Below are 23,615 nucleotides of genomic sequence, written 5' to 3' on the forward strand. Positions count from 1 at the left end.
ATCACCCCCCGGGCGGTGGGGGGCGGCCGGGCGGGCCGGTGGGGGCGGCGCCCGTACCGTGCCCCCCCCGCGTCCGCCCCGCCCACGGCCGTGAAGAGGGCGGCAAGCTCCACCAGGTCCCGCCGCCAGTGGTGGACGGGGCGGCCATGCTTCGTTCGCGTCACATCAGACATGTCAGCACTCATACCGTCACTGTGAAGGAAGGGTGTTGCGTGATCACGAACGCTTTGTGACTGATGGGTTAAGAGGTCTTCTGTCCCTTTGGTGCCCCTTTGCTCTCACTTTGTGTCCGGACCTGACCCCTCGCTGTACGTCTGCCGACCGCTCCCGGGGGGAGTTCAGTCCTGCCCCACCCGGCCCGGCTGCAGCACCTTGCTGAAGAGCACCTCGCCGCCCTCCTGCCGCAGCCGCACCGTCAGTTCGCCGCTCCCGCCGTCGATGTCGACCTCGCCGAAGTACTGCGGCGTCTCGGCCGGCGAGGTGTTGGCACGGTTCGGCGCCTTCACGAACCGCTGCTCGGGACCGAACGTCCCGTCCAGCTTCAGCGCCTGGAAACCGCCCGCGGCCAGCGGCCCCGACACGAACTCCCAGAACGGCGCGAAGTCCTTGAACGCCGCCCGCGCCGGGTCGTAGTGCTGCGCCGACGTGTAGTGCACATCGGCGGTCAGCCACAGCGTCCCCGTGATCCCGCGGTGCTTGATGTGCCGCAGCAGCTCGGCGATCTGCAGCTCCCGCCCGAGGGGCGCGCCGGGATCCCCTTGGGCGACCGCCTCGAAGTTCACCTTGCCGTCGGGCACGACCAGACCGAGCGGCATGTCCGATGCGATCACCTTCCACACGGCGCGCGAGCGCGACAGCTCGCGCTTGAGCCAGCTCAGCTGCTCGGCGCCGAGGATGCCGGTGGCCTCGTCGGGCTGCCTGCCGGGCGAGTTGGCGTTGCGGTAGGAGCGCATGTCGAGGACGAACACGTCGAGCAGCGGACCGTGCCGAAGGACGCGGTACACCCGCCCGTCCTTGTCGCCCGCAGGCAGCGTGGAGATGGGGAAGTACTCGCTGAACGCCCGCAGCGAGCGCCCCGCCAGCACGTCCACGTTCTTCTCCGTGTAACGCGCGTCGTCCAGGATCTGCCCCGGATACCAGTTGTTGCGCACCTCGTGGTCGTCCCACTGCACGATGGAGGGCACCTGCGCGTTGAAGCGCCGCACGTTCTCGTCGAGCAGGTTGTAGCGGAAGGCGCCGCGGAACTCCTTGAGCGTCTCGGCGACCTTCGACTTCTCCTCCGTGGTCACGTTCCGCCACACGCGGCCGTCGGGCAGCGTGACGCTCGGCAGGATGGGCCCGTCGGCGTAGATGGTGTCGCCGCTGCACAGGAAGAAGTCCGGGTTCCTGCGGCGCATGTCCTCGAAGACGGTGAAGCCGCCGCGGTCCGGGTTGATGCCCCACCCCTGGCCCGCGATGTCGCCCGACCACAGGAAGCGCACGCCGTCCTTGCGGCCCTTCGGCGGCGTACGGAAGGTGCCGGTGACCGGTTCCCCGGTACGTCTCGGGTCGTCGGGGTCGGCGAGCACCACGCGGTAGTGGATCTGCTCGCCCGCGGGCAGCCCGCGCAGCCGCGTGGTCCCCGTGAAGTCCGTGTCCGGGCCGAGCACCGGGCCGTGCCAGCGGGTGGGGTTGCGGAACGACTCGGTGGCGGAGGTCTCGACGACCATGCGGGCCGGGCGGTCGGAGCGCACCCACACCAGGCCCGCGTGCGCGGTCACGTCACCGGCCTGCACGCCCCACTCGGCCCGCGGACGTCCCGAGCGGGCGAGCGCGGGAGCGGCCCCGGCCAGGGCGGGTACGGCAAGCGCCGCGGGCAGGGCGAGCGAGCCGCGCAGCACGCTGCGGCGGCGGGGGGACGGGCTCGGCATCGCGTGTGACATGAATGCGCCTCCAGTGACAGGTCCGACCAGTGTGCAGGGCCACAACTAACGGTGCGTCGCGGCGCACACGCAAACCACAAGTGAACAACTGCCCATGGGGACAAGGGAACCGGCGTGCGAACACCACATGGCCTACGTCCCCCGGCCCATACCCCTGGGGCGACGGACCGAGACCGAACGGCCGATGGCCGCAAGATCACCCGCTGCCTACGCTCACACCAGCGGTGCGCGGCAGAGCGCGCCGGCAGTGCGCGGCCGAGCGTGCCGCTCCGAAGGGGGAGTCCCATGCCGTTCAACGGTCAGAGCCACATCCGCGTCGCCCGTCCGTCCCGCGACCTCGCGGCGGCGGAGCGCTTCTGGGCGGGCGGGCTCGGCCTCGACGTCGTCTACCAGGCGAACGGCGGTTCCGCTCCCGGCGAGCACGACCTGCTCATGCTCGGCCGCCCCGACGCCTCCTGGCACCTGGAACTCGTCCACGAGGCGGCGCATCCCGTGCAGCCCCGCCCCACCGAGGAGGACCTGCTCGTGATCTACCTCGACGGGCCCGTGCCCGACGAGATGGTGGCGCGCCTGGAGGAGCACGGCGGCAAGCGCGTCCAGTCGCCCAATCCGTACTGGAACGAATGGGGCGTCACCGTCGAGGACCCCGACGGCTACCGCCTGGTGCTCTGCACGCGCGCGTGGTCCAACTCCTGAACCGCACCGGCGTGGTCCGACTCCTGAACCGCACCGGCGTGGTCCGACTCCTGAACCGCACCGGCAAGGAACCGCACCCCCTCGGCGAGCCGCGCGGGGGAGAGATGGGCGTAGCCGAGGACGAGCGCGAGTCCCCGGCCCCGCGCCGCGTCGTCGTCGGCGTGCGTGTAGTCGCTCAGGGGCCGCACCGCGATCCCGGCCGCGGCGGCCCGCCGCAGAAAGGCCTCCTGCGGCCCCCAGCGGCCGGGCAGCCGGGCGATGACATGGAGCCCGGCGGCGATGCCGCTCACCTCGGATCCGGGGAAGTGCTCCGCGAGCGCCGCGACCAGTGCGTCGCGCCGCTCCCGGTAGGCACGCTGGCAGCGGCGCAACTGCCGGTCGTAGTCCCCGCGTTCGACCAGGCGCGCGAACACCGCCTGGTCGAGGACGGGATTGCCGAGGTCCATCATGCGCTTGCGGGCGACGACCTCATCGGTCATCGCGTCGGGCACGAGCAGCCAGCCAAGACGCAGCCCCGGAGCAAGTGACTTGCTGACCGATCCGGTGTACGCGACATGTCCGGGGTCGAGCCCCTGCAGCGCGCCCACCGGGGTGCGGTCGTAGCGGAAGTCACCGTCGTAGTCGTCCTCGACGACCAGGCCGTCCACGTCGCGGGCCCAGTCGAGGAGTTCGGCGCGCCGCCGGGCCGAGTACCCGATGCCCAGCGGGAACTGGTGGGCGGGCGTGGTGACGACCGCCCGCACACCATGCTCCCTCAGTACGCCGGTGAGGACGCCCTCGTCGTCGACAGGCACCGGCACCGTGGAGACGCCCGCGGAGGCGAACAGCTCGTCGTGCTGCGGGCTTCCGGGGTCCTCGACACCGACGGTGCGCACCCCGCGCGCGTGCAGCACGAACCCGATCAGCGCCATCGCCTGCGCCACTCCGGAGCACACGACGATGCTCTCCGGGTCGGCGACCACGCCCCGGCGCCGCGTCAGGAGTTCCGCAAGGGCCGTCCGCAGCCGGGGCAGGCCGCGCGGGTCCGGGTAGCCGAGCTGGTCGTGCGGCAGATCGGCCAGGACGCCGCGGTGCGCCGCCGCCCATGCCGAGCGCGGGAACAGGGACAGGTCGGGGGTCCCCGCGATGAAGTCCACGCGCGCGTGGACCGGACGCGGAGCCAGATCACGCGCCCCGCGCTCGGCCGCCCGCGCCGCGCCGCCCACCCACGTCCCCGCCCCGCGGTCGCTGCGCAGATAGCCCTCGGCCGTCAACTGCTCGTACGCCTCCGTGACAAGACCGCGCGAGACGCCCAGATCGGCGGCGAGCGCACGGCTCGACGGCAGCCGCGTCCCCGCAGCGAGCCGCCCGGACCTGACCGCGTCACGCAGCGCCGACTGGAGGCTGCGGCCACGGCCGCGGGCGGGCGCGGCCGCGACGGGGAGCAGCAGCTCCCATGCCGGGGTGCCCGGAGCCGTGCGCGCGCTCTCGGCGCCCTCGCCACCCTCTTGGCCCTCGCGGCCGGACCCCGATGCCATCGGTACTCGCACCTCCTGAGCCGGAAAGTGGTCCCCCAACAGACCCTGGAAGTGGACCTTAAACCGGTCCGCGTCCGTTCCTAGCGTCAGGGGCATGAACGCGAACCTCACCCGCGGCTCCCTGCTCGCCGCACTCGCCTGCCTCCTCGTAGGCGGCTCCTTCACCGCCAACAGCCTCCTCGGCGACTATCCGTACGCCGGTGGCCAGTTCCTCCGCTACGCCCTGGCCTGCCTGCTGCTCCTGCCGCTGCTCGGGCGCGGCGGCACCCGACCGCTGCGCCGTCTCGCCCCCCGCCAGTGGGGGCGCCTCGCGCTCCTCGCCGCGGTCGGCATGGTCGGCTTCAACCTGGCGATCCTCGCAGCCGAACGCACGGCGGAACCTGCCGTACCGGGTGTCCTCGTAGGGTGCGCGCCGGTCGTCGTGGCGGTCATCGTGCCGCTCCTGGAGGGCCGCCGACCGCAACGGGCCGTCATGTACGGCGCGTTGATCGTCGCCGCGGGTGCCTTCACTGTGCAGGGGTGGGGGCGCACCGACGCGGTGGGCATCGTCTTCTCGGTGGGTGCGCTCGCGGGCGAGGTCGGGTTCGCGGTGCTGGCCGTCCCCGTCCTGCGGCCGCTCGGCCCGAAGCTCCTGTCCGCCACGGTGTGCGGGATCGCCGCGGTGGAGTCCGCCGTCATCGGGGTCGTGGTCGACGGCGGCGGGTGGCTTCGGGTGCCCGACGCCACGGAGGCGGCGGCCCTGCTGTGGCAGGCGGCGATCGTCACCGTCATCGGGTTCGTCTGCTGGTACTCCGGCATCCAGCGCATCGGCGCCGAGCGGGCCACCCTCTTCTCCGGCCTCATTCCCGTGGCGGCGGCCTGCACGGCCCCGCTGGTCGGCACCGGCACCTACGGCGTCCCGCAGGCCGTCGGGAGCGCACTGGTCGGCGCCGGTGTCGCCCTGGGCTCGGGAGTCCTACGGGGCCGGGGCGCGCCGGCAGGTGTCGGTGATGACCCGCGTGACCAGGGCGGGGTCGTCGTTCATCGGGACGTGCCCGCAGCCGGGCAGCCGCACGAGCCGGGCGTCGGGGACGGCGTGCTTGGCCCGGATGCCCTGGCGGCGGAGCAGGATCCGGTCACGGGTGCCCCACGCGACGGTGACCGGAAGCCCGGGCACGTCGTCGGCGAAGAGCACGTCGCGGCCTGCGGCCAGCGTCTTCTCGAACCCGGTGGCGCCCCGCAGCGCGAGCGTCTCGGCGACCACGGCCTCGGGTGAACGGCGCCCGGGGCGGGCGTAGATGGTGCTGGTCAGCGCCGCACGCCCGGCGGCCGTCGCCGCGAGCCGCTCGATCGCCGGCAGCGGAAGGAGCCGGGCTCCGTGCCGCATCGCGAGCAGCGTGGTGAACGCGTACCGCCGCTCGGCGGGGCTCCAGAACCCGGCGGGGGAGAGCGCGGTGACCGAGCGCACCAGCTTCTCCCGGCCCAGCTCCAGGGCGAGCAGACCGCCCAGCGAGTTGCCCGCCACATGCGGGCGCTCGATCTCCAGGGTCTCGCACAGCGTGCCGAGCGCGGCCACCACCGTCGAGGCGTTGTACGCGAGACCGTCGGGCAGCGCGGGGGACGCGCCGAAGCCCGGCAGGTCCACGGCGATGACGTCGTACTCCGTGGCGAGAAGCCCGAACACCGGGTCCCAGGCCTGGAGGTGGTGGCCGATGCCGTGCAGCAGGAGCAGCGGCTCGCCCTTTCCCGCGCGTTCGTGGGCGACGGACACTGTCCGGGGGCCGTCGGGCGATTCGACGCTGAAGGACACCTCTGTGGCCATTGCTGCTCCTGTCCCCGCCGACGGGCGACGGTCCCCTAAAAACAAACCGGTCACCTTGTAGACACCTTGTCAGCAACAATTACCGCTCAGTAGCTCCGAGTTCAAGGGGTGTGCGCCGCGGGGCTCAGGGGTGTGTGCCGCGCCGCACCCCTTTCGTCTGGACAGCGGGGGATCCGTCGGCTGGGATGGAGGGGTGGCAACGGACACCGCGACCAGCGACTTCGAAGAACACCGGCCCGTCCTGATGGGCGTGGCCTACCGCATGCTCGGCCGGGTGGCCGACGCCGAGGACGTGGTGCAGGACGCGTGGCTGCGCTGGTCGACGGCCGACCATGCGCAAGTGCGCGAACCGCGCGCCTATTTGGTGCGCGTCACGACGCGCCTCGCCATCGACCGGCTGCGGCACGTGCAGTCCCGGCGTGAGTCGTATGTGGGGCCGTGGCTGCCCGAGCCGCTGGTCACGGACTTCGGGCCGACCGTCCCCGACACCGCCGAGCGGGCGGTGCTCGCCGACTCCGTGTCGCTCGCCGTCCTGGTCGTCCTGGAGTCCCTCTCGCCCCTGGAGCGTGCGGTGTTCGTGCTGCGGGAGGCCTTCGGGTTCCCGTTCTCGGAGATCGCCGTCACGCTGGACCGCGGCGAGTCCGCGGTGCGGCAGCTCGCCGCGCGGGCCCGTAAGCACGTCGACGAGAAGCGGCCGCGCTACGAGGTCGACCCGGACGAGCGCAGGGACCTGACGGAGCGCTTCCTGGCGGCGGCGGCCGAAGGCGACCTGGACGGGCTGATGTCCCTGCTCGCCCCGGACGTCCGCCTGGTGGGCGACAGCGGCGGCAAGGCCAAGGCCCCGCTGCGCATCATCGAGACGGCCGACAAGGTGGGCCGCTTCCTCGTCGGCGCGAGCCGCAAGGGCCTGGCTGCCGACGCGGAGGTCGAGTTCCGCTTCGTCGAGCTCAACGGCGCGGGTGCGGTGCTCGGTCTGGTCGACGGAAAGCCGGACGTCGTCTTCCAACTCGACGTCACCGAGGGCCAGATCAAGGACCTCTACATCATCCGCAACCCGGACAAACTCGCCGGTCTGGCCGCATAGCGGCCAATTGGCGTCCCCATAGCGGCATTCGGCCAACCCCCGTCCACTCAGGGCGGGGGTTTTGTCTTGTTCGCTACGAGTGCGTGACGCGGTGCCAACATCGCGTGAATGCTCTGTGGCATCGGCCCTGTGCGCGCTGTAACGGATCGAGGATTGGTCTTGACCAAGGGTGGGTGCGGGCCTATCGTCGCCAGAGATAGTGCAGGAACCTTTAATAAACAAGGGCGCTTAAACGCCGCCGGTACACGGCGATTGCGGAGGACAGGGTGGGGACCACGCAGTTGGAAACGGCGCCGGAGCCGAAGTACTGGCACCTCAAGACAGTGCTCAGCGAGGCACTCGACTCCGAGTTCTCCGTCGGCGAGATCCTGCCCAACGAACGTGATCTCGCCGCCCGGTTCGGCGTCGCACGCGCCACGCTCCGTCAGGCGCTCGAGCAACTGGAGCTGGAAGGCAGGCTGCAGCGGCGCCGCGGTGTCGGCACGACCGTCGCCCCGCCGCGGATGGGCGTGGCCGTCGGATCGGCGCAGGGCACATGGCCGGGCGCGGTCGGCGACGCCTGGCAGCCTGCGGACTGCGCGCCGGCGGTCCCGCCCGCGGAAGTGGCCCGGATGCTTGCGGCCCTCCCCGAGGAGGAGGTGCACGTGGTGCGCCGCACCCGCGTCTCGCACGGCCAGCCCGTCGCGGCCGAACTCCTCTACGTACCGATGTCATCGGTCCCCGAACTCTCCGCCATCGACGCCCCGTCGGGACCGGCACGCGCGCGTGCGGTGCTGCGCGAGCTGCAGCGGCTCGGCCTCGAAGGACAGGACCGGGCCGTCGAGCTCGGCTCGGCCCGCGCGGACGACGCCAAGGCACTCGACCGCCTGCCCGGAGCACCGGTCCTCGTGGTGACGACCCGCTTCTTCTCCGAGGGCCGCACGGCCGCGGTCTCGATGGCGACGTACCGCGCCGACACCTGCCGCCTCACCTTCGGCGACGCAGGCGGCGTCGAAATCCACCATGGCCCGGAGCGGCGCGCCTCCTGATCCGGACCGCCCGTCCTCAGACGGGGCCTGACACCGGGGATCCGCGCAGCCTTGGCGTCGCGTGGTGGACGTCGTTTCCACGGTGAACGGCTGCTCTTCGGTGTGGTCGCCTGCGAGGTGCCGCGCGCCGTCGGCACCGTGGTCCGGAGTGCCGGTGTTGTGCAGTCGGCTGTCCGGTCTCAGTCGCGGCCTCACGCTGAGCCTTCCGGGCGGCCTCGGCGTCGCGTGGTGAGTGTCCCCTTCACCGCGAAGGGGTGTTCCTCGGTGTGGTCGACTGCGAGGTGCCGCGCGCCGTCGGCACCGTCGTCCGGAGTGCTGCGTCTTGTGCAGTCGACCGTCCGGTCTCAGTCGCGGCCTCACGCTGAGCCTTCCGGGCGGCCTCGGCGTCGCGTGGTGAGTGTCCCCTTCACCGCGAAGGGGTGTTCCTCGTTGTGGTCGACTGCGAGGTGCCGCGCGCCGTCGCCGCCGTGGTCCGGAGTGCCGCGTCTTGTGCAGTCGACTGTCCGGTCTCAGTCGCGGCCTCACGCCGAGCGTTCCGGGCGGCCTCGGCGTCGCGCGGTGAGTGTCCCCCTCTACCGTGAACGGGTGTTCCTCGGTGTGGTCGACTGCGAGGTGCCGCGCGCCGTCGGCACCGTCGTCCGGAGTGCCGCGTCTTGTGCAGTCGACTGTCCGGCCTCGGTCGCGGCCTCACGCCGAGTCACCCGCGCGGCCTCAACGTCGCGCGGTGACCGTTCCCTCCACTGCGAAGAGTTGTTCCTCCACGTGGTCGAGGGCCAGGCGTAGGGCGCCCGTTGCCACCGCTGCCTCGCCGAGCATCGACAGGGCCACCCGGGGCGGGCGCAGGCAGTAGCGGGCCAGCTCTCGGCGTAGCGGCTCCAGTACGCCGTCGAGGCCCGCCGCCCAGCCGCCCACCACGACCAGCTCGGGGTCCAGGGCGAGGACCAGGGCCGCCACGTCGTGCACCAGGCGCTGGATGAACCGTTCGACGGCCTGCCGTGCCCGTTCGTCGCCCTCACGCGCGTGCGCGAACACCTCCGCCACCGCCTGCTCGTCGAGCGGGTGCAGCGGCTCGTCCGTGGTCGACAGGAGCGTCTCCGGGGTGACGTCACGGCCCAGCAGATGCAGGGCGCCGATCTCGCCGGCCGCGCCGCCGTAGCCGCGGTGCAGACGTCCCCCGATCAGCGCACCGGCTCCCGGGCTGAGACCGGCGAGTACGAAAACGACGTCGTCGACCTCGGTCGCCGCGCCCTTCCAGTGTTCGGCGACGGCCGCCGTGTTCGCGTCGTTCTCCACCAGGACCGGGCACTTGAACGACCGGCGCAGGCGCTCGCCCAGGGGCAGCCCTGTCCACTCCGGAAGGGCCGTGCCCAGGCGTACCGTGCCGTCCGCCTCCACGATGCCGGGGCTGCCCACGCCGACCGCGCGCAGTGAGCTGCGGGCGATCCCGGCGCGGCGCAGAAGATCCGCGACGGCCGTGCGCAGGCGTTCGATGCGTTCGTCCGCCGGGGCGGTCTCGTCCACGTCCTTGGCCGTCGTGCCAAGGACCCGGCCGTCGAGGTCCGACAACACCGCGGCCACCCGGTGCGGGCCGATCTCCAGGCCCAGCAGATGGCCCGCTTCGGCGCGGAAGCGGAACCTCCGTGCGGGCCGGCCCTGGCGTCGCGCCGCGCCTTCCTCGGCGGCGGTCTCCACCACGAGCCCGGCCTCGATGAGCCCCTCGACGACCCCCTCGACGGTGGGCCTTGACAGGCCGGTCACCCGCGTGACCTCGGTGAGTGTCGCGAAGTCCGCCGCACGCAGCGCGTGCAGCACCACCGCGGAGTTGATCCGCCGCAGCAGAGAGGGATCCCCGCCGGTCAGCCGCCCCAACGTCCGTCCTCCCAGCTCGTGCGCATGATGGGCGGATCGTACTCGCCGGGGCGGACCCCTGCGAGTGCCGGGCCCGTCCGTGACGGAGAGTGCCGGTCGGCGCCCTTCATCCAGGTGCCCCTCATCCCGGCGCGACGAAACCGGATTCGTACGCGGCGATCACCGCCTGCGTCCGGTCGCGGGCCCCCAGTTTGCCGAGCACGGAACTGACATGGGACTTGACCGTCTCGGCGCCGACGATCAGCTCCGCGGCGATCTCCGCGTTCGACAGGCCGCGCGCCATCAGCCGCAGCACGTCCGCCTCGCGTTCGGTCAGCGCCGCCCGGTCGAGCGTGTCCCGCGCCGCCGCGTTGCCGGGGCGGCGCCCGTACTCGCCCGCGAGCTGCCGCACCGCCGCCGGGAACAGCAGGGACTCGCCCTCCGCGACAAGACGGACCGCGTTCACGATCTCGGCGGGCCTGGCGCGCTTGAGCAGGAAACCGTCGGCGCCCGCGCGCAGCGCCTCGTACACGTACTCGTCGTTCTCGAAGGTCGTCACCACGAGGATCTTCGGCGGGTCCTGCACCGTGCGAAGGACCGCGCGGGTGGCCTCGATGCCGTCGAGGAGCGGCATGCGCACGTCCATCGCGACCACGTCGGGCCGCAGCTGCCGCACCAGGGGGATCACCGCGGCGCCGTCGGCCGCCTCGCCGACCACCTCGATGTCGGGCTGCGCCTCCAGAACGGCGCGCAGGCCCGTGCGTACGAGGGGTTCGTCGTCGACCAGGAGCACTGTGACCGGCATCCGGTCAGCGTAGATCACCCCAGCGGCAGTTCGACGTGCACCTGCCATTCGCCGTCGTACGGACCCGTGGTGGCTCGGCCGCCGAGCAGCGTGGCGCGCTCGCGGATGCCGCGCAGACCGCTGCCGCCCCGCCCGGTAGCCGGTGTTCCGGCGGGCAGCGCGTTGCGCACGTCCATGTCCAGGACCCTGTCGTCGACCGCGATCCGCACCCGCACCGGTACCGGACCGGAGTGGCGCAGCACGTTGGTGAGGGACTCCTGGAGCATGCGATAGCCCTCCCGGGACACCGGTCCGGGGACGCTCTCCAGGGGGCCCGTCACCTCGGTGTCGACCTTCGCTCCCGAGGCGCGCGCGGACTCCAGGAGGCGTTCGGCGTCGGCGAGCGTGGGGCGCCGGCTCGCGGGCCGCTCGTCCTCGCGCAGCACCCGCAGGACACGCTCCAGGTCTTCGAGGGCGGCCCTGCCGGTCTCCTCGATCGCGTCGAGGGCGCGGTCGGTGAACCCGGGGTCGGCGGCGGCCCGCGCGGCGCCCGCCTGGACGACCGCCACGGTCAGCGCGTGACCGATGGAGTCGTGCAGCTCCCGGGCGATCCGGGTGCGTTCGAGGAGCTGCTCCGTGCGCTCCTCCAGGGCGGCAAGCCGCTCGGAGGGCGAGGGGCCGAGCAGCCTGCGGGCGGCGGCGGTCATCAGCCGTCCCGCCACCACGACCACCGTCATGAGCACCAGGACGGGGATCGGCATGAGCAGCAGGTTGGTCAAGCCCTGGCCGGGCAGCGGGACGAGCAGGCCGGAGGTCTCGGGCGGCTGCGTCGACGCTCCCAGCAGGGCCAGGGCGGACCCGAGGCACTGGACGGTGACGAAGGCGGCCGCGCACCCCGCCTCCAGGCGCAGCACCAGCCACAGCGCCGTCCTGCCGCGGTCGTTCCAAGAGGCCGACGGCGTCACCGAGATGCCGGAGTCCTCGCCGCCGCCCTTTACGCGCGCGTGCTGCCCGGGAACGAGCATCAGCCGCGCCTGCAGCCCCTCCGCCCTGCGCATCGCGGGCAGCAGGGCCGCCGCGGCGACCAGCGGGACGGGCAGCGCCACGATCAGCATCCAGTCACCGAACGAGGGACTGTCCAGGCCCGGGTAGACGGACGCGCAGATCAACGCGATGCACGCGCCGACGAGCATGTGCAGCCACCGGGTGTACGTGACGGCGCGCGTGAGAGACCTGAAGAAGCCGGGCATCCCGCCATCGTGCCAGGCGGGAGGCGGCACACGGCTCCCCCGTGAGGGGGAGAGGGAATCCCCGGGCGGGGGAAGCCCAGATGACTCCGCGGCCGCGAGGCTGGGCCCATGACCAGCATCGACGTCCAAGAGCTCACCAAGGAGTACGGCACCACCCGCGCGGTCGACGGACTGACGTTCACCGTCCGGCCGGGCCGGGTCACCGGATTCCTCGGCCCCAACGGCGCCGGCAAGTCCACCACCATGCGCCTCCTCCTCGGCCTCGACCGGCCCACCTCGGGGACCGCGACGGTCGGCGGCCGCCCCTACGCGTCCCTCGACGAACCCCTGCGCCACGTGGGAGCGCTGCTCGACGCCCAGGCCGCCCACGGCTCGCGCACCGCACGCAACCACCTGCTCGCCCTCGCCGTCAGCAACCGCATCGCCGTGCGCCGCGTGGACGAGGTCCTGGAGGAGACGGGGCTCACCAAGGTGGCAGGGCGCCGCATCAAGACGTACTCCCTGGGCATGCGCCAGCGTCTGGGCATCGCGGGCGCACTGCTCGGCGACCCGCGCGTCGTGCTCCTGGACGAGCCGTCCAACGGCCTGGACCCCGAAGGCATCATCTGGATCCGCGAGTTGATGCGCAGGCTCGCCCGCGAGGGTCGCACGGTGCTTGTGTCCAGCCATCTCATGAACGAGACGGCCACGTTCGCCGACGACCTCGTCGTCCTCGGCAGGGGCAGGCTGCTCGCCGACACCCCGATGCGGGATTTCATCGAGGCCCACAGCAGACCCCGGGTCAGGCTGCGCACTCCGGAGCACGACCGCCTGCGCGACGTCCTGGCTGGAAAGGGGCACGCGTTGGTGGCGGGGGACGACGGCCGCTGGCGCGTCGACGGCGTGAAGGCCGAGGAGATCGGGTCGATCGCGGCCGGGCACGGCATCCCCATCCTCGAACTCTCCGACGAGCAGGCCTCCTTGGAGCAGGCGTATCTCTCCCTCACGGCCGGTGACACCGAGTTCGCGGCCGCCGCACCCAAGCCCCGCCAGGAGGCCTGACCATGTCGACGACCGCCGTGCTCCACTCGGAGTGGATCAAGATCAAGTCGGTGCGGGCCAGCCTCGGTTCGCTGATCTCCGTCTTCGTCGCCACCGTCGCCATCACCGTCCTCGCGTTCGCCGCGGTCGGCGAGGCGGAGTCGGACAACGCCGACTTCGAACCGCTCTTCGGTGCCTTCTACGCGCTCAACTTCGGCCAGATCGCGGCCATCAGCTTCGGTACGACGGCGATGTCGTCCGAGTACGTGAACGGCGCCCTGCGGATCTCGCTCTCCGCGGTGCCGAGGAGAGGGCTCTTCTACGGCGCCAAGGTCGCGGTGGTCGGCGCGGTCGCCCTGGCCACGGGGATCGTCACCAGCTTCGCGGCCTTCCTGTCCGGGCAGGCCTTCATGGGGGACGCGGCCATCGGCCTCGGCCATGAAGGGGCGGTGCGCGCGTGCGTCGGCGGCGGGATCTACCTCGCCCTCATGGCGCTGCTCGCGGCGGGCCTGACCATGGTGCTGCGCAGCGGGGTCGCGGTCCTGAGCATCCTCATCCCCTTCACGCTGATCGTGTCCTTCGTGGTCGGCGACGTGGCGAGCGGAGTCGCCGCCTACCTGCCCGACAGGGCGGGCCAGCAGATCCTCCACGAGGACCCGACCGGAACACTCGGCCCCTGGGCGGGACTCGCCGTCTCGGCGGCGTGGGCGGCGGCCGCGCTGCTCGCCGGGTGGTGGGCGGTGCGGCGGCGCGACGCCTGAGGCTCCCGCGCGCCGGGCGGGACGGGCGGCCGGAATGCGACCTCCGCGGGGCCTGACAGCGGGCCAGTTGTCAGTGCCGGCCGCTTTACTGGATGCCATGAGTACGGCACAGCACCTCGCGACGATCGACCTGCTGTGCTCCCGGGAGTTCTCCGCGGAGCACAGCAGGTCGGGCGCGGTCGCCGGCGGTCCCGGTTACTACATCGCGGAGTTACTCACGAGCGAGGAGTTCTGGGAGGACGACGGCTCGCGGTGGGAGGCCGTCGCGGAGCAGTACGAGGCCGAGCGCGACGGCCTCTCGGCGCTCCTGACCGGCCGCTGGGGCGCGCCCGGCGTGTTCAGCCTCGCGAGCGTCTTCTCGCGGATGCTGACCGACTGGGACGAAGTCACCGGGGAGGAGATACCGGCGGAGGAGATACCGGAGCCGTGGAGCTCGCTGAGCTCCGCGGCCCCGGATGTGCACCTGTGGCGGGCCGCCGGGCGATGGGTGGCGCTCGCCGTCGCCCAGTGGGACAAGGAGCTGCCGTTCCAGCTCCTCGCCGTGGTCACGGAGACAGACCCGCCGTGACGGCGTGTACGCGTACGGCGCGGCCGCAGGCAGGATCCACGGTCCCTCGCTCCACGCGCATGCCGAGCTTGTTCATGACGCGCTCCGAAGCGTCGTTGCCCACCTGGACGATGCTGACGATCCGCTCCAGGCCGCGGTCGCCCAGGCCGAAGTCGAGCGCGGCGCGCGCCGCTTCGGTGGCCAGGCCCCGCCCCCAGAAGGGGCGGCCGAGACGCCAGCCGATCTCGACGGCAGGCAGCACCTCGGGCAGGTAGTGCGGCACGGACAGACCGGTGAACCCGGCGAGTTCACCGGTGGCACGGACCTCCACGGCGAAAAGGCCGAACCCCTCGGTCTCCCACCCGTGTTCCCACAGCGCCAGGCTGCTCCGCGTCTGCTCCTCCTGGTCGCGCACCGAGCCGTCGCCGATCCAGCGCATCACCTCAGGGTCGGAGTTGATGGTGGTCATCGGGGCGATGTCGGCTTCGCGCCAGCGTCGGAGCATGAGACGCGGCGTGAGCAGCACGGTCAACGGGTGCCCTCCGCGGGGGCAAGCCCAAGGCCCTCGCCGTGGCGTTCGAAGTGGCGGACCACCTCGGCGTCGGTCACCTGGGCGAGTTCGGCGGGGGACCAGTGCGGGTCGCGATCCTTGTCCACGACCTGGGCGCGGATGCCCTCCACCATGTCCGGCGCGGTGATCGCGGTGCGGGAGACGCGGTACTCCTGCTCGAGGACTTGCTCAAGAGTGGCGAGCGCGCGGGCCCGGCGCAGCGAGGCGAGCGTGACCTTCAAGGACGTGGGGGACTTGGCGAGGACGGTCTCGGCCGCCTCCTTGGCCGCCGGGTCGCCGGAGTCGTACAGCCGGCCGACGATCTCCTCGACCGAGTCGGCGGCGTAACAGGCGTCGATCCACTCGCGGTGCGCGGCCAGTTCGCCCTCGGGCGCGGTGCTCGCGTAGGTGCCGAGCACATCGTCCACGTCCGAGTCGGCCAGCGCCCCGGTGAACTCCGCGATGAGCTCCGAGGGTACGTAGTGGTCGGCGAGGCCGCACAGCAGCGCGTCCGCCGCGCCCACCGCGGTGCCGGTCAGCGCGAGATGGGTGCCGAGCTCGCCGGGCGTCCGCGTCAGCAGATAGGTGCCGCCGACGTCCGGCACGAAGCCGATGCCGGTCTCCGGCATGGCGATCCGGGACCGCTCGGTGACGATCCGCACGCCGCCGTGCGCCGATACGCCGACACCGCCGCCCATCACGATGCCGTCCATCACGGCGACGTACGGCTTCGGGAAGCGGGCGATGCGGGCGTTGAGCCGGTACTCGTCGCGCCAGAAGGCCACCGATGCGGCGCCGCCGCCCGCACGGATGTCGTCGTGGATGGAGCGGATGTCACCCCCGGCGCACAGCCCCCGCTCGCCGGCCCCGGTGAGCACCACGGTCCGGATCGCGTCGTCCCGCTCCCACGCGGCGAGGGCGTCGTCCATGAGGCGCACCATGGTGTGGTTGAGGGCGTTGATGGCCCGCGGTCGATTGAGGACGATGTGCGCTGCGCGGCCGCGGGTGTGCAGGAGGACTGGGGCGGTGGCGTCGACGGAGTCGGGCGTCATGGGGTGAGCTAGCTCCTTCGCTGGGCGTTTGGGCGTGAAAGCACGCGTGCGGACGGCTGTCACGTTGCCCGAGCCTAAGGCGCGAGCGCGAGGGAGGGCGGCCGGCCCCCGCAGGCCGCGGGCCGCGCCCGAAGGGGCGCGGGGCTGTGACATGTGCGGCTCCGCCGCGTGGGCGCGACCAGCCACGACGCACCCGCAGCTGGAAACCGGCTCACTGCCCCGCCCCTCCGATCCCCTGAAACGCCTCCAGGATCCGCTCCGCCGCCGACGTCGCCGTCAACGTCCCCTCCCGCACACCCTGTTCAAGGCCAGGGGCCAGCAGCCGTACCTCGGTGTGGGCGCGGAGGCGGTCCAGGAGTTCGTCCTGGACCATGGTCCAGGTCCAGTCGACCTGCTGGTCGCGCCGCTTGGCGGACAGGCGGCCCGTGGAGTCCAGGAGTGTGCGGTGCTGCTCCAGGCGGTCCCAGACCTCGTCCAGGCCGCTGGACTCCCGCGCGCTGCAGCTGAGCACCGGGGGAGTCCATGCCGCGTCCGCAGGGTGCATCAGGCGGAGTGCGCCCGCCAGTTCACGGGCCGCCGAGCGGGCGTCCCGTTCGTGCGGGCCGTCCGCCTTGTTGATCGCGAGGACGTCCGCGAGTTCCAGGACGCCCTTCTTGATGCCCTGGAGCTGGTCGCCGGTGCGGGCCAGGCTGAGCAGCAGGAAGGAGTCGACCATGTTCGCGACCGCCGTCTCCGACTGGCCCACGCCCACCGTCTCCACGAGGACCACGTCGTAGCCCGCGGCCTCCATCACCACGATGGACTCGCGCGTCGCCTTCGCGACCCCGCCGAGCGTCCCCGCGGTGGGGGACGGGCGTACGAACGCGGCCGGGTCCACCGCGAGGCGCTCCATCCTCGTCTTGTCGCCGAGGATCGAGCCGCCCGTGCGGGTGGATGACGGGTCGACGGCGAGCACCGCGACCCGGTGGCCGAGACCCGTCAGCATCGTGCCGAGCGCGTCGATGAACGTGGACTTGCCCACGCCGGGCACCCCGCTGATGCCGATCCGCCGCGCCCGCCCGCTGTGCGGGAGCAGCTGCGTCAGCAACTCCTGTGCGAGGGAGCGGTGTTGAGGTCTGGTCGACTCGACGAGTGTGATCGCGCGGGCGATCTGCGCCCGCTTCCCGTCGAGTACGCCCTTGACGTACGTGTCGATGTCGATCGTCGGGGCCATCGGCTCACCGGCTCACAGCTCGTGGCCGAGATCGGCCGCAAGTCGCTTCACCAGGTCGTACGCCGCATCCGGGATCACCGTGCCGGGCGGGAAGACGGCCGCCGCGCCCATCTCGAGGAGCGTCGGCACATCCTGCGGCGGGATCACGCCGCCCACGACGATCATGATGTCCTCGCGGCCCTCGGCGGCGAGCTCGGTGCGCAGCGCCGGTACGAGGGTCAGATGCCCCGCCGCCAGCGAGGAGACGCCGACGATGTGCACGTCCGCCTCCACGGCCTGGCGCGCGACCTCCGCCGGGGTCTGGAAGAGCGGGCCGACATCCACGTCGAAGCCGAGGTCGGCGAAGGCGGTGGCGATGACCTTCTGGCCGCGGTCGTGCCCGTCCTGGCCCATCTTGGCGACCAGGATGCGCGGCCTGCGCCCCTCGGCCTCTTCGAAGGACTCGACGAGCGTACGGGTGCGCTCCACGGACGGGGACGAGCCTGCTTCGGTGCGGTACACACCGGAGATCGTACGGATCTGCCCCGCGTGGCGGCCATACGTGGCCTCCAAGGCGTCCGAGATCTCGCCGACGGTCGCCTTGGCGCGGGCCGCGTCGACCGCCAGTGCGAGGAGGTTGCCCTCCAGGCCCGGACCGGGGGCCCGCTCGGCAGCCGCCGTCAGCGCCCGCAGCGCGTCCTGGCAGGCCGCCTCGTCGCGCTCCTCGCGCAGCCGCTTCAGCTTGGCGATCTGCTGGCTGCGTACGGACGAGTTGTCGACCTTCAGGACGTCGATCTGCTCGTCCGTCTCCACGCGGTACTTGTTGACGCCGATGACCGGCTGGCGTCCGGAGTCGATCCGCGCCTGGGTGCGGGCCGCGGCCTCCTCGACGCGCAGCTTCGGGATGCCCGCGTCGATGGCCTTGGCCATGCCGCCGGCCGCCTCGACCTCCTCGATGTGCTGCCAGGCGCGGCGCGCCAGGTCGTGCGTGAGCTTCTCGACGTAGGCGCTGCCGCCCCACGGGTCGATGGTCCGCGTCGTGCCCGACTCCTGCTGGATGAGCAGCTGGGTGTTGCGGGCGATGCGCGCGGAGAAGTCGGTCGGCAGGGCGAGCGCCTCGTCCAGTGCGTTCGTGTGCAGCGACTGGGTGTGGCCCTGGGTCGCCGCCATCGCCTCGACGCACGTACGCGTGACGTTGTTGAACACGTCCTGCGCGGTGAGCGACCAGCCGGAGGTCTGCGAATGGGTGCGCAGGGAGAGCGACTTGGCGTTCTTCGGGTCGAACTGCTTGACCAGCTTCGCCCACAGGAGGCGCGCCGCGCGGAGCTTGGCGACCTCCATGAAGAAGTTCATGCCGATCGCCCAGAAGAAGGAGAGCCGCGGCGCGAACGCGTCGACGTCCAGGCCCGCTTCCTGACCGGCCCGCAGGTACTCCACGCCGTCGGCGAGGGTGTACGCGAGCTCCAGGTCGGCCGTCGCGCCCGCCTCTTGGATGTGATAGCCGGAGATCGAGATGGAGTTGTAGCGCGGCATCTTCTGCGAGGTGTACGCGAAGATGTCGGAGATGATCCGCATCGATGGCTTGGGCGGATAGATGTAGGTGTTGCGGACCATGAACTCTTTGAGAATGTCGTTCTGGATGGTCCCGGCCAGCTTCTCGGGCGGTACGCCCTGTTCCTCGGCGGCCACGATGTAGAGGGCGAGTACGGGAAGCACCGCGCCGTTCATCGTCATCGACACCGTCATCTTGTCCAGCGGGATGCCGTCGAAGAGCTGGCGCATGTCGTAGATGGAGTCGATCGCGACGCCCGCCATGCCGACGTCGCCCGTCACGCGCGGGTGGTCGCTGTCATAGCCGCGGTGCGTCGGCAGGTCGAAGGCGACCGAGAGGCCCTTCTGTCCTGCCGCGAGGTTGCGGCGGTAGAAGGCGTTGGACTCCTCGGCCGTGGAGAATCCCGCGTACTGCCGGATCGTCCAGGGCTGGTTGACGTACATCGTGGGGTAGGGGCCGCGCAGATACGGCGCCACACCCGGATACGTCTGGAGGAAGTCGAGGCCCTCCAGGTCGGCGCCCGTGTACAGCGGCTTGACCGCGATGCCTTCCGGGGTCTCCCACAGGAGGTCGTCGTCGGCCTTGCCCGAGGACTCCTTGACGGCGCTGCGCCACTGGTCCTTGGAGACGTCGGAGGGAGCCTCCGAGGTCAGGTCGACACCGGAGAAGTCGGGGATCCGCATTACGCCACTCCCATGTGGTCGAGGGTGGAGGAGAGCACGGACACGGCGTCACAGCCCGCGAAGACGTACGCGTCGACGGCTTTGTGCTCGGCGGGGCGTCCGGCGAGGAACACCCTTTGCGCGCCTGCCGACTTGAGCGCATCGGCGACCGCTTCGGCCTGCTCCTCGTAGAGCGCGTCGCTGGAACAGAGGCACGCCACCGTCGCGCCGCTGGCCTTGAAGGCCTCGGCGGCCGTCGTCGCGTCCACCGACACCGGGTCGTGGACGGCTTCGATGCCGCCGGCCTGGAAGAGGTTGGCGGCGAACGAGGCCCGTGCGGTGTGCGCGGCGGCGGGGCCGAGCGCGGCGAGGAACACGCGGGGGCGGGCCCCGGTCGCCGCGAGGTGCGCGTCCGAACGGGCGCGCAGCGCTTCGTACGCCTCGTCGCGGCGCACGCGCGGCAGCCCGCCCGACGGCTCCGCGGGGGAGGCCTCGCGCTCGACCGGACGCTCCGTCAGATTCGGGAACTCGCTGACACCGGTGATCGGTTCACGGCGCGTGGCGAGCTTCTTGCTGCGCTTGGCCCAGGTCGCGGCGAGACGCTCGCCGACCAGACCGGAGCGCAGGGCCGCGGCCTGGCCGCCCGCGCCCTCGATCTCCTGGAAGAACTCCCAGGCTGCGTGGGCGAGTTCGTCCGTGAACCGCTCCACGTACCAGGAGCCGCCCGCCGGGTCGATCACCCGGGCCAGATGCGACTCCTCCAGGAGGATCGTCGACGTGTTGCGGGCGATACGGCGCGCGAAGGCGTCCGGCAGGCCCAGCGAGTGGTCGAACGGCAGGACGGTCACGGCGTCGGCGCCGCCGACACCCGCGCCGAGGCAGGCCACCGTCGTCCGCAGCATGTTCACCCACGGATCACGGCGCGACATCATCACCGGCGACGTCACGGCGTGCTGCCGCTGGGCACCGGCCTGCGGAGCACCGCAGACCTCGGCCACCCGCGCCCACAGGCGCCGCGCGGCACGCAGCTTGGCGATGGTCAGGAACTGGTCGGCGGTGGCCGCGTACCGGAACTCCAGCTGGGCGCAGGCCGCTTCGACCGAGAGCCCGGCGCCGGTCAGCTCGCGCAGGTAGGCCACGCCCGTGGCCAGGGAGGCGCCGAGCTCCTGCGCGGCCGAGCCGCCCGCCTCGTGGTACGGCAGGGCGTCCACGGTCAGCGCCCGCAGGTTCGGGTACCGCTCCCCGCAGACGCGGGCCAGCTCGACGGCGGCCGCGGCGTCGAGCCGCTCACCGGTGCGCGCCTCGTGCCCGAGCGGGTCCGCGCCCAGGGTGCCGCGCGCCGTGTCCTCGGCGATGCCGCGCTCCTCGTACAGACGGAACAACTCACGTGCGGCGGGCTCGAATTCGGCGCCCGCGTCCAGGGCGACGGGGGCCAGGTCGAGAAAGACGCCGTCGAGCGCCCGGGCGAGTCCGGACACCGGAAGCGCGCCTGCGCCCACGCCGAGCCAGAGCGACGTGACGCCGTTCTCCAGGTCCGCGAGCACCGTCTCGTTGGTCCGCGCCGGGTCCGTGGTCGCGTGCCGCTGGCGTACGTCCCAGCCGGACGCGGCAGTGCCCGCGGCGCCGCCGCCCCGGACAAAGGGGGCGAAACCCGGGTAGCCGGCGTCGGGCGCGGCTTCTCGGGCGGTGTACAAGGGGCGGGTGCTGAGCCCGTCCTCGAGCGCGGTGGACAGCGCTTCCTCGGCGGCCGATCCCGATACGTCCTTACCCGATTTGCGCAGTACGCCTTCCACCAGGCGCTGCCACTGCTCATGGGTCGCATCAGGGAACTCGGCGGCCAGCGAAAGCCCGTCGTCAGGCAGGACCGTCATGGGCATGATGCTAGGGCGGAATCCCTGGCACTCGGTGCCGGGTAGGGCTGTGACCTTGACCTCTTCCGAACTCTCTTGATCTCAAACGAGCGGACGGCTACGGCGGAGGGCGCCTCTGACCGGCGCATACGCGTCCCTCGGCGGCCCCCGCGTGCCTCGGCTAGTGGAGCCCGGACGCCCTGAAGACCGCTTCGGCTCTGTCATGTTCGACGCGCTCCGCGATCCGGCGCAGCGCCGTCGCCCCGCACAGCAGCGATCCACGCTCGGCGGACGTCCGGGCGCCGTCCGCCACGAGACGCCACAGCGGCGGATTGGCGATCAGTACGTCGGGGTCGAGCACGACCTGTCCGCCGGAGGCGTCCCGCAGGACGAGGCGCGGCGCGATGCCGTCGTCGCGGCGCACGGCGACAAGGCCGTCGAGCCGGACGCACCGCCGCCGCAGCAGGCCCTGGGAGACCAGGACCTCCGGGCGGGCCCTGACACGCGGAGGTGTCAGGACGGCGAAGAGCAGCGCGCCCAGGCCGAGCCACAGGAGCGCGCCCCGGACGTCGAGCCGGCCGGTCGCCGCGTCGAGCACGAGCAGCAGCCCGAAGAGCAGCGCGCCGCACGCCGCGGCGGAGCGGGCGTCACCGGCCCAGGTGCGGTCGTGCGTCCACGGGGCGTGCGTGCACGGGTCGTGCTCCGTGGGGCCGGGAGTCTCCGGGCCACCGGGGGTGCGCCGTGCGGGGCGCGTCATGCGTCGGGCCATGAGGCGACGCTAGGGGCGTCACAGGACCAGGTGCACCGCCGCGCCCGACCCTTGACGCGCCACTGACGCCGCACCCGGCCACGTTGACGACCGCCTGACGGCAGGGCTGCCGGTGACGTGGTGGACGTACGCGCGCCGGCGCCCTTCAGCCGGCCTCTTCAAGTGGTGGCGGTGTGGCCGACCAGCAGGTCCGCGAGCTTGCTGAGGCGCTTGACGGTGCGGTCCTCCGTGGCGGCCGCGGCCGGCTCGACCCGCTCTTCACGGTCGTAGTACGCGCCGTTGACGATCTCCGTCGCCGGGTCGCACAGCCGCACCACATGCGCCGCGCCCTGCGCCGGGGACACGCCCTCGTTGGCGTACAACGGCATCAGCGCCGTCTCGCACACGCCGGGGTGCACCGAGACCGCCGTGACGCGCGGGTCCGAAGCGAAGACCGTCAGCGCGAGCTGCGACTGCGCGTACGCGGCGAGCCGCGAGTAACGGCGGGCGCGGTTCGGGTCGTTCCACTGGATGGACGCCGTGCGGTGCAGCGAGGACGAGACGTTGACGACGCGGCCACCGGGGTCGGTCGTGAGCGCGGGCTCAAGGAGTCCGGTGAGCAGGTAGTGCGCGAGGAAGTTCACCTGGAAGGCGATCTCGTTGCCGTCCGGGGTGATGGTGTGCCGCTCCGGGGCTGCCATGCCCGCGTTGTTCACCAGGACGTCCAGCCGCGGGTGTTCGGCCACCACGCGGTGCGCCAGGCGCTCGACCTCGTCGAGGCGGGTGAAGTCGGCGGCGAACGCGCGGAGCCGGTCGGCGTCGATGCCGGCGGTGGCGACGAGGCGGTCGGCCGCCGCCTGCGCGTCATCGGCGGTGCGGCCGTGCACCAGCACGGTGGCGCCGCGTTCGGCGAGGAGGCGAGCGGTCTCGTAGCCGATCCCGGAGGTGGCTCCGGTGATCAGGAAGGTCCGTCCGGACAGTGGTGCAGAAGACATTGTCTTGTTCCTGGGGTTCATGAGGGTTCGTGAGGATGCGTGAGTGGGCGCGACGCAGGCCAGACGGCCCCGGGTGGGGGCTGTGCGTGTGCGCAGGCGCGGGCAACGCGCAGGCCGCGTACGGCCGTTGGAAGAGGTGCGGTGTCAGCGCACCGTCGGGTGAACAGCGCGCGGAACCGGCACCGCCGTATGAGGCGGCCGGTCGTCACGGCGCGAGAAGCTGTTCACGTCCCTCATCCAACCGGCGGGACGCCCGCGTCTCAAGAGGACGGCGTGGTCCTTGATGAGGCTCTGACGGGCGCTCGCGTTCCTCTTCGCGGATGCTTGACGGGAAGCTCACCGAGACGGTGACGCAGGCCGCTCCGAGGAGGAGAGAGAGCGATGACCGAACACAGGGGCAGGGTGATCTGCGACCTCACGATCTCCGCCGACGGGTACTCGGCCGGGCCCGACCAGACCGAGGAACGCCCGTTCGGCGCCGACGGCGGCGACGGCTGGGGCAACAAGCTGCACGCCTGGATGTTCGAGACACCGGAGGAGAACCGGGCCGAGGTCGACCAGCTGGGCGCGGCCGAGGCGTTCATCATGGGCCGCAACATGTTCGGCCCCGTACGCGGCGCGTGGGACCGGAAGTGGAACGGCTGGTGGGGCGACGATCCGCCGTTCCACGCCCCGGTCTTCGGCCTCACCCCCCACGCGCGCGAGCCGCCGCCGATGGTCGGTGGCGCCCCCAACCACATCGGCGCCGCCGGGATA

Annotated in this window: 20 protein-coding genes and 2 pseudogenes; 8 read left to right on the forward strand and 14 right to left on the reverse strand. The window is 72.2% G+C overall.

Features of this window, described 5'->3' with window-relative positions; genetic code table 11:
- Positions 1–185, reverse strand: a pseudogene (locus ACFWY6_RS20285) (hypothetical protein); the annotation flags it as partial.
- Between the two features lie 153 nt (positions 186–338).
- Entirely contained in the window at positions 339–1,922 is a 1,584-nt protein-coding gene (locus tag ACFWY6_RS20290; protein ID WP_384692111.1) for an alkaline phosphatase D family protein, read from the reverse strand.
- Between the two features lie 285 nt (positions 1,923–2,207).
- On the opposite strand from ACFWY6_RS20290, the gene ACFWY6_RS20295 reads away from it, so the two are divergent.
- Positions 2,208–2,618, forward strand: a complete 411-nt coding sequence (locus ACFWY6_RS20295) for a VOC family protein (RefSeq protein WP_384692114.1) — start codon at positions 2,208–2,210, stop codon at positions 2,616–2,618.
- Here ACFWY6_RS20295 and ACFWY6_RS20300 read toward each other — a convergent pair.
- Positions 2,576–4,135 carry a PLP-dependent aminotransferase family protein gene (locus tag ACFWY6_RS20300; protein ID WP_384692117.1) on the reverse strand — a complete coding sequence of 520 codons (1,560 nt, stop codon included), beginning with the start codon at positions 4,133–4,135 and terminating at the stop codon, positions 2,576–2,578. The two genes, ACFWY6_RS20295 and ACFWY6_RS20300, sit on opposite strands and share 43 nt — an antisense overlap.
- Before the next feature lie 94 nt (positions 4,136–4,229).
- Between ACFWY6_RS20300 and ACFWY6_RS20305 the strand changes: the two are divergent.
- Positions 4,230–5,066: pseudogene (locus ACFWY6_RS20305) on the forward strand (DMT family transporter); the annotation flags it as partial.
- A 24-nt stretch (positions 5,067–5,090) separates the two neighbouring features.
- On the opposite strand, the gene ACFWY6_RS20310 reads toward ACFWY6_RS20305, so the two are convergent.
- Complete coding sequence (locus ACFWY6_RS20310) at positions 5,091–5,936, reverse strand: alpha/beta fold hydrolase (RefSeq protein ID WP_384692120.1); 846 nt, start codon at positions 5,934–5,936, stop codon at positions 5,091–5,093.
- 193 nt (positions 5,937–6,129) lie between these two features.
- Here ACFWY6_RS20310 and sigJ point away from each other — a divergent pair, with 193 nt between their 5' ends.
- Entirely contained in the window at positions 6,130–7,020 is an 891-nt protein-coding gene (gene sigJ, locus ACFWY6_RS20315) for an RNA polymerase sigma factor SigJ (protein WP_384692122.1), read from the forward strand.
- Between the two features lie 266 nt (positions 7,021–7,286).
- Positions 7,287–8,048, forward strand: a complete 762-nt coding sequence (locus tag ACFWY6_RS20320) for a GntR family transcriptional regulator (protein ID WP_266869281.1) — start codon at positions 7,287–7,289, stop codon at positions 8,046–8,048.
- Between the two features lie 711 nt (positions 8,049–8,759).
- On the opposite strand, the gene ACFWY6_RS20325 is transcribed toward ACFWY6_RS20320, so the two are convergent.
- The 3 genes from ACFWY6_RS20325 to ACFWY6_RS20335 all read right to left on the reverse strand — a co-directional run bounded on the left by ACFWY6_RS20325 (position 8,760) and on the right by ACFWY6_RS20335 (position 11,930).
- Complete coding sequence (locus tag ACFWY6_RS20325; protein WP_266869282.1) at positions 8,760–9,917, reverse strand: ROK family transcriptional regulator; 1,158 nt, start codon at positions 9,915–9,917, stop codon at positions 8,760–8,762.
- A 121-nt stretch (positions 9,918–10,038) separates the two neighbouring features.
- A complete protein-coding gene (locus ACFWY6_RS20330; RefSeq protein WP_266869283.1) occupies positions 10,039–10,701 on the reverse strand; it encodes a response regulator transcription factor in 663 nt (220 codons plus the stop codon).
- 14 nt (positions 10,702–10,715) lie between these two features.
- Positions 10,716–11,930 (reverse strand): sensor histidine kinase, encoded by a 1,215-nt coding sequence (locus ACFWY6_RS20335; RefSeq protein ID WP_384692127.1) that lies wholly within the window; start codon positions 11,928–11,930, stop codon positions 10,716–10,718.
- Between the two features lie 108 nt (positions 11,931–12,038).
- Here ACFWY6_RS20335 and ACFWY6_RS20340 point away from each other — a divergent pair, with 108 nt between their 5' ends.
- From ACFWY6_RS20340 to ACFWY6_RS20350, 3 genes are all read left to right on the forward strand, one after another.
- Positions 12,039–12,971 carry an ABC transporter ATP-binding protein gene (locus ACFWY6_RS20340; protein ID WP_384692130.1) on the forward strand — a complete coding sequence of 311 codons (933 nt, stop codon included), beginning with the start codon at positions 12,039–12,041 and terminating at the stop codon, positions 12,969–12,971.
- A gap of 2 nt (positions 12,972–12,973) precedes the next feature.
- A complete protein-coding gene (locus tag ACFWY6_RS20345; protein ID WP_384692133.1) occupies positions 12,974–13,711 on the forward strand; it encodes an ABC transporter permease in 738 nt (245 codons plus the stop codon).
- A gap of 97 nt (positions 13,712–13,808) precedes the next feature.
- On the forward strand, positions 13,809–14,279 hold the full coding sequence (locus ACFWY6_RS20350; RefSeq protein WP_384692135.1) for a hypothetical protein: 471 nt from the start codon (positions 13,809–13,811) through the stop codon (positions 14,277–14,279).
- On the opposite strand, the gene ACFWY6_RS20355 is transcribed toward ACFWY6_RS20350, so the two are convergent.
- From ACFWY6_RS20355 to ACFWY6_RS20385, 7 genes are all read right to left on the reverse strand, one after another.
- Complete coding sequence (locus ACFWY6_RS20355) at positions 14,257–14,790, reverse strand: GNAT family N-acetyltransferase (RefSeq protein ID WP_384692138.1); 534 nt, start codon at positions 14,788–14,790, stop codon at positions 14,257–14,259. The genes ACFWY6_RS20350 and ACFWY6_RS20355 overlap by 23 nt on opposite strands.
- A complete protein-coding gene (locus ACFWY6_RS20360) occupies positions 14,787–15,860 on the reverse strand; it encodes an enoyl-CoA hydratase/isomerase family protein (protein WP_384692141.1) in 1,074 nt (357 codons plus the stop codon). Before ACFWY6_RS20360 ends, ACFWY6_RS20355 begins: the two co-directional genes overlap by 4 nt.
- A gap of 211 nt (positions 15,861–16,071) precedes the next feature.
- The gene (meaB, locus tag ACFWY6_RS20365; RefSeq protein ID WP_384692143.1) at positions 16,072–17,073 is read right to left on the reverse strand and encodes a methylmalonyl Co-A mutase-associated GTPase MeaB; all 1,002 of its coding nucleotides are present in this window, start codon (positions 17,071–17,073) and stop codon (positions 16,072–16,074) included.
- Between the two features lie 12 nt (positions 17,074–17,085).
- On the reverse strand, positions 17,086–19,287 hold the full coding sequence (scpA, locus tag ACFWY6_RS20370; RefSeq protein WP_384692145.1) for a methylmalonyl-CoA mutase: 2,202 nt from the start codon (positions 19,285–19,287) through the stop codon (positions 17,086–17,088).
- Complete coding sequence (gene mutA / locus ACFWY6_RS20375) at positions 19,287–21,137, reverse strand: methylmalonyl-CoA mutase small subunit (protein WP_384692148.1); 1,851 nt, start codon at positions 21,135–21,137, stop codon at positions 19,287–19,289. The genes scpA and mutA overlap by 1 nt, the downstream gene beginning before the upstream one ends.
- Before the next feature lie 160 nt (positions 21,138–21,297).
- Positions 21,298–21,885 (reverse strand): hypothetical protein, encoded by a 588-nt coding sequence (locus tag ACFWY6_RS20380; RefSeq protein ID WP_384692151.1) that lies wholly within the window; start codon positions 21,883–21,885, stop codon positions 21,298–21,300.
- Between the two features lie 158 nt (positions 21,886–22,043).
- Positions 22,044–22,859: an SDR family NAD(P)-dependent oxidoreductase gene (locus ACFWY6_RS20385; RefSeq protein ID WP_384692153.1), complete on the reverse strand. Its 816-nt coding sequence runs from the start codon at positions 22,857–22,859 to the stop codon at positions 22,044–22,046.
- A 381-nt stretch (positions 22,860–23,240) separates the two neighbouring features.
- Here ACFWY6_RS20385 and ACFWY6_RS20390 point away from each other — a divergent pair.
- The coding region (locus ACFWY6_RS20390) for a dihydrofolate reductase family protein (protein WP_384692156.1) at positions 23,241–23,615 on the forward strand (375 nt) is incomplete at its 3' end.

Origin of the sequence: Streptomyces sp. NPDC059037, from assembly GCF_042740015.1 — a bacterium.
Classification (GTDB): domain Bacteria; phylum Actinomycetota; class Actinomycetes; order Streptomycetales; family Streptomycetaceae; genus Streptomyces.

Bases quoted from the DNA above. Each gene is read 5' to 3' on its own strand.
- ACFWY6_RS20340 (WP_384692130.1), top strand. From the start codon at position 12,039: ATGACCAGCATCGACGTCCAAGAGCTCACCAAGGAGTACGGCACCACC.
- meaB (WP_384692143.1), bottom strand. From the start codon at position 17,073: ATGGCCCCGACGATCGACATCGACACGTACGTCAAGGGCGTACTCGAC.
- scpA (WP_384692145.1), bottom strand. From the start codon at position 19,287: ATGCGGATCCCCGACTTCTCCGGTGTCGACCTGACCTCGGAGGCTCCC.
- ACFWY6_RS20295 (WP_384692114.1), top strand. From the start codon at position 2,208: ATGCCGTTCAACGGTCAGAGCCACATCCGCGTCGCCCGTCCGTCCCGC.
- ACFWY6_RS20330 (WP_266869283.1), bottom strand. From the start codon at position 10,701: ATGCCGGTCACAGTGCTCCTGGTCGACGACGAACCCCTCGTACGCACG.
- mutA (WP_384692148.1), bottom strand. From the start codon at position 21,137: ATGACGGTCCTGCCTGACGACGGGCTTTCGCTGGCCGCCGAGTTCCCT.
- ACFWY6_RS20345 (WP_384692133.1), top strand. From the start codon at position 12,974: ATGTCGACGACCGCCGTGCTCCACTCGGAGTGGATCAAGATCAAGTCG.
- ACFWY6_RS20360 (WP_384692141.1), bottom strand. From the start codon at position 15,860: ATGACGCCCGACTCCGTCGACGCCACCGCCCCAGTCCTCCTGCACACC.
- ACFWY6_RS20380 (WP_384692151.1), bottom strand. From the start codon at position 21,885: ATGGCCCGACGCATGACGCGCCCCGCACGGCGCACCCCCGGTGGCCCG.
- ACFWY6_RS20350 (WP_384692135.1), top strand. From the start codon at position 13,809: ATGAGTACGGCACAGCACCTCGCGACGATCGACCTGCTGTGCTCCCGG.
- ACFWY6_RS20385 (WP_384692153.1), bottom strand. From the start codon at position 22,859: ATGTCTTCTGCACCACTGTCCGGACGGACCTTCCTGATCACCGGAGCC.
- ACFWY6_RS20310 (WP_384692120.1), bottom strand. From the start codon at position 5,936: ATGGCCACAGAGGTGTCCTTCAGCGTCGAATCGCCCGACGGCCCCCGG.
- ACFWY6_RS20335 (WP_384692127.1), bottom strand. From the start codon at position 11,930: ATGCCCGGCTTCTTCAGGTCTCTCACGCGCGCCGTCACGTACACCCGG.
- ACFWY6_RS20290 (WP_384692111.1), bottom strand. From the start codon at position 1,922: ATGTCACACGCGATGCCGAGCCCGTCCCCCCGCCGCCGCAGCGTGCTG.
- ACFWY6_RS20300 (WP_384692117.1), bottom strand. From the start codon at position 4,135: ATGGCATCGGGGTCCGGCCGCGAGGGCCAAGAGGGTGGCGAGGGCGCC.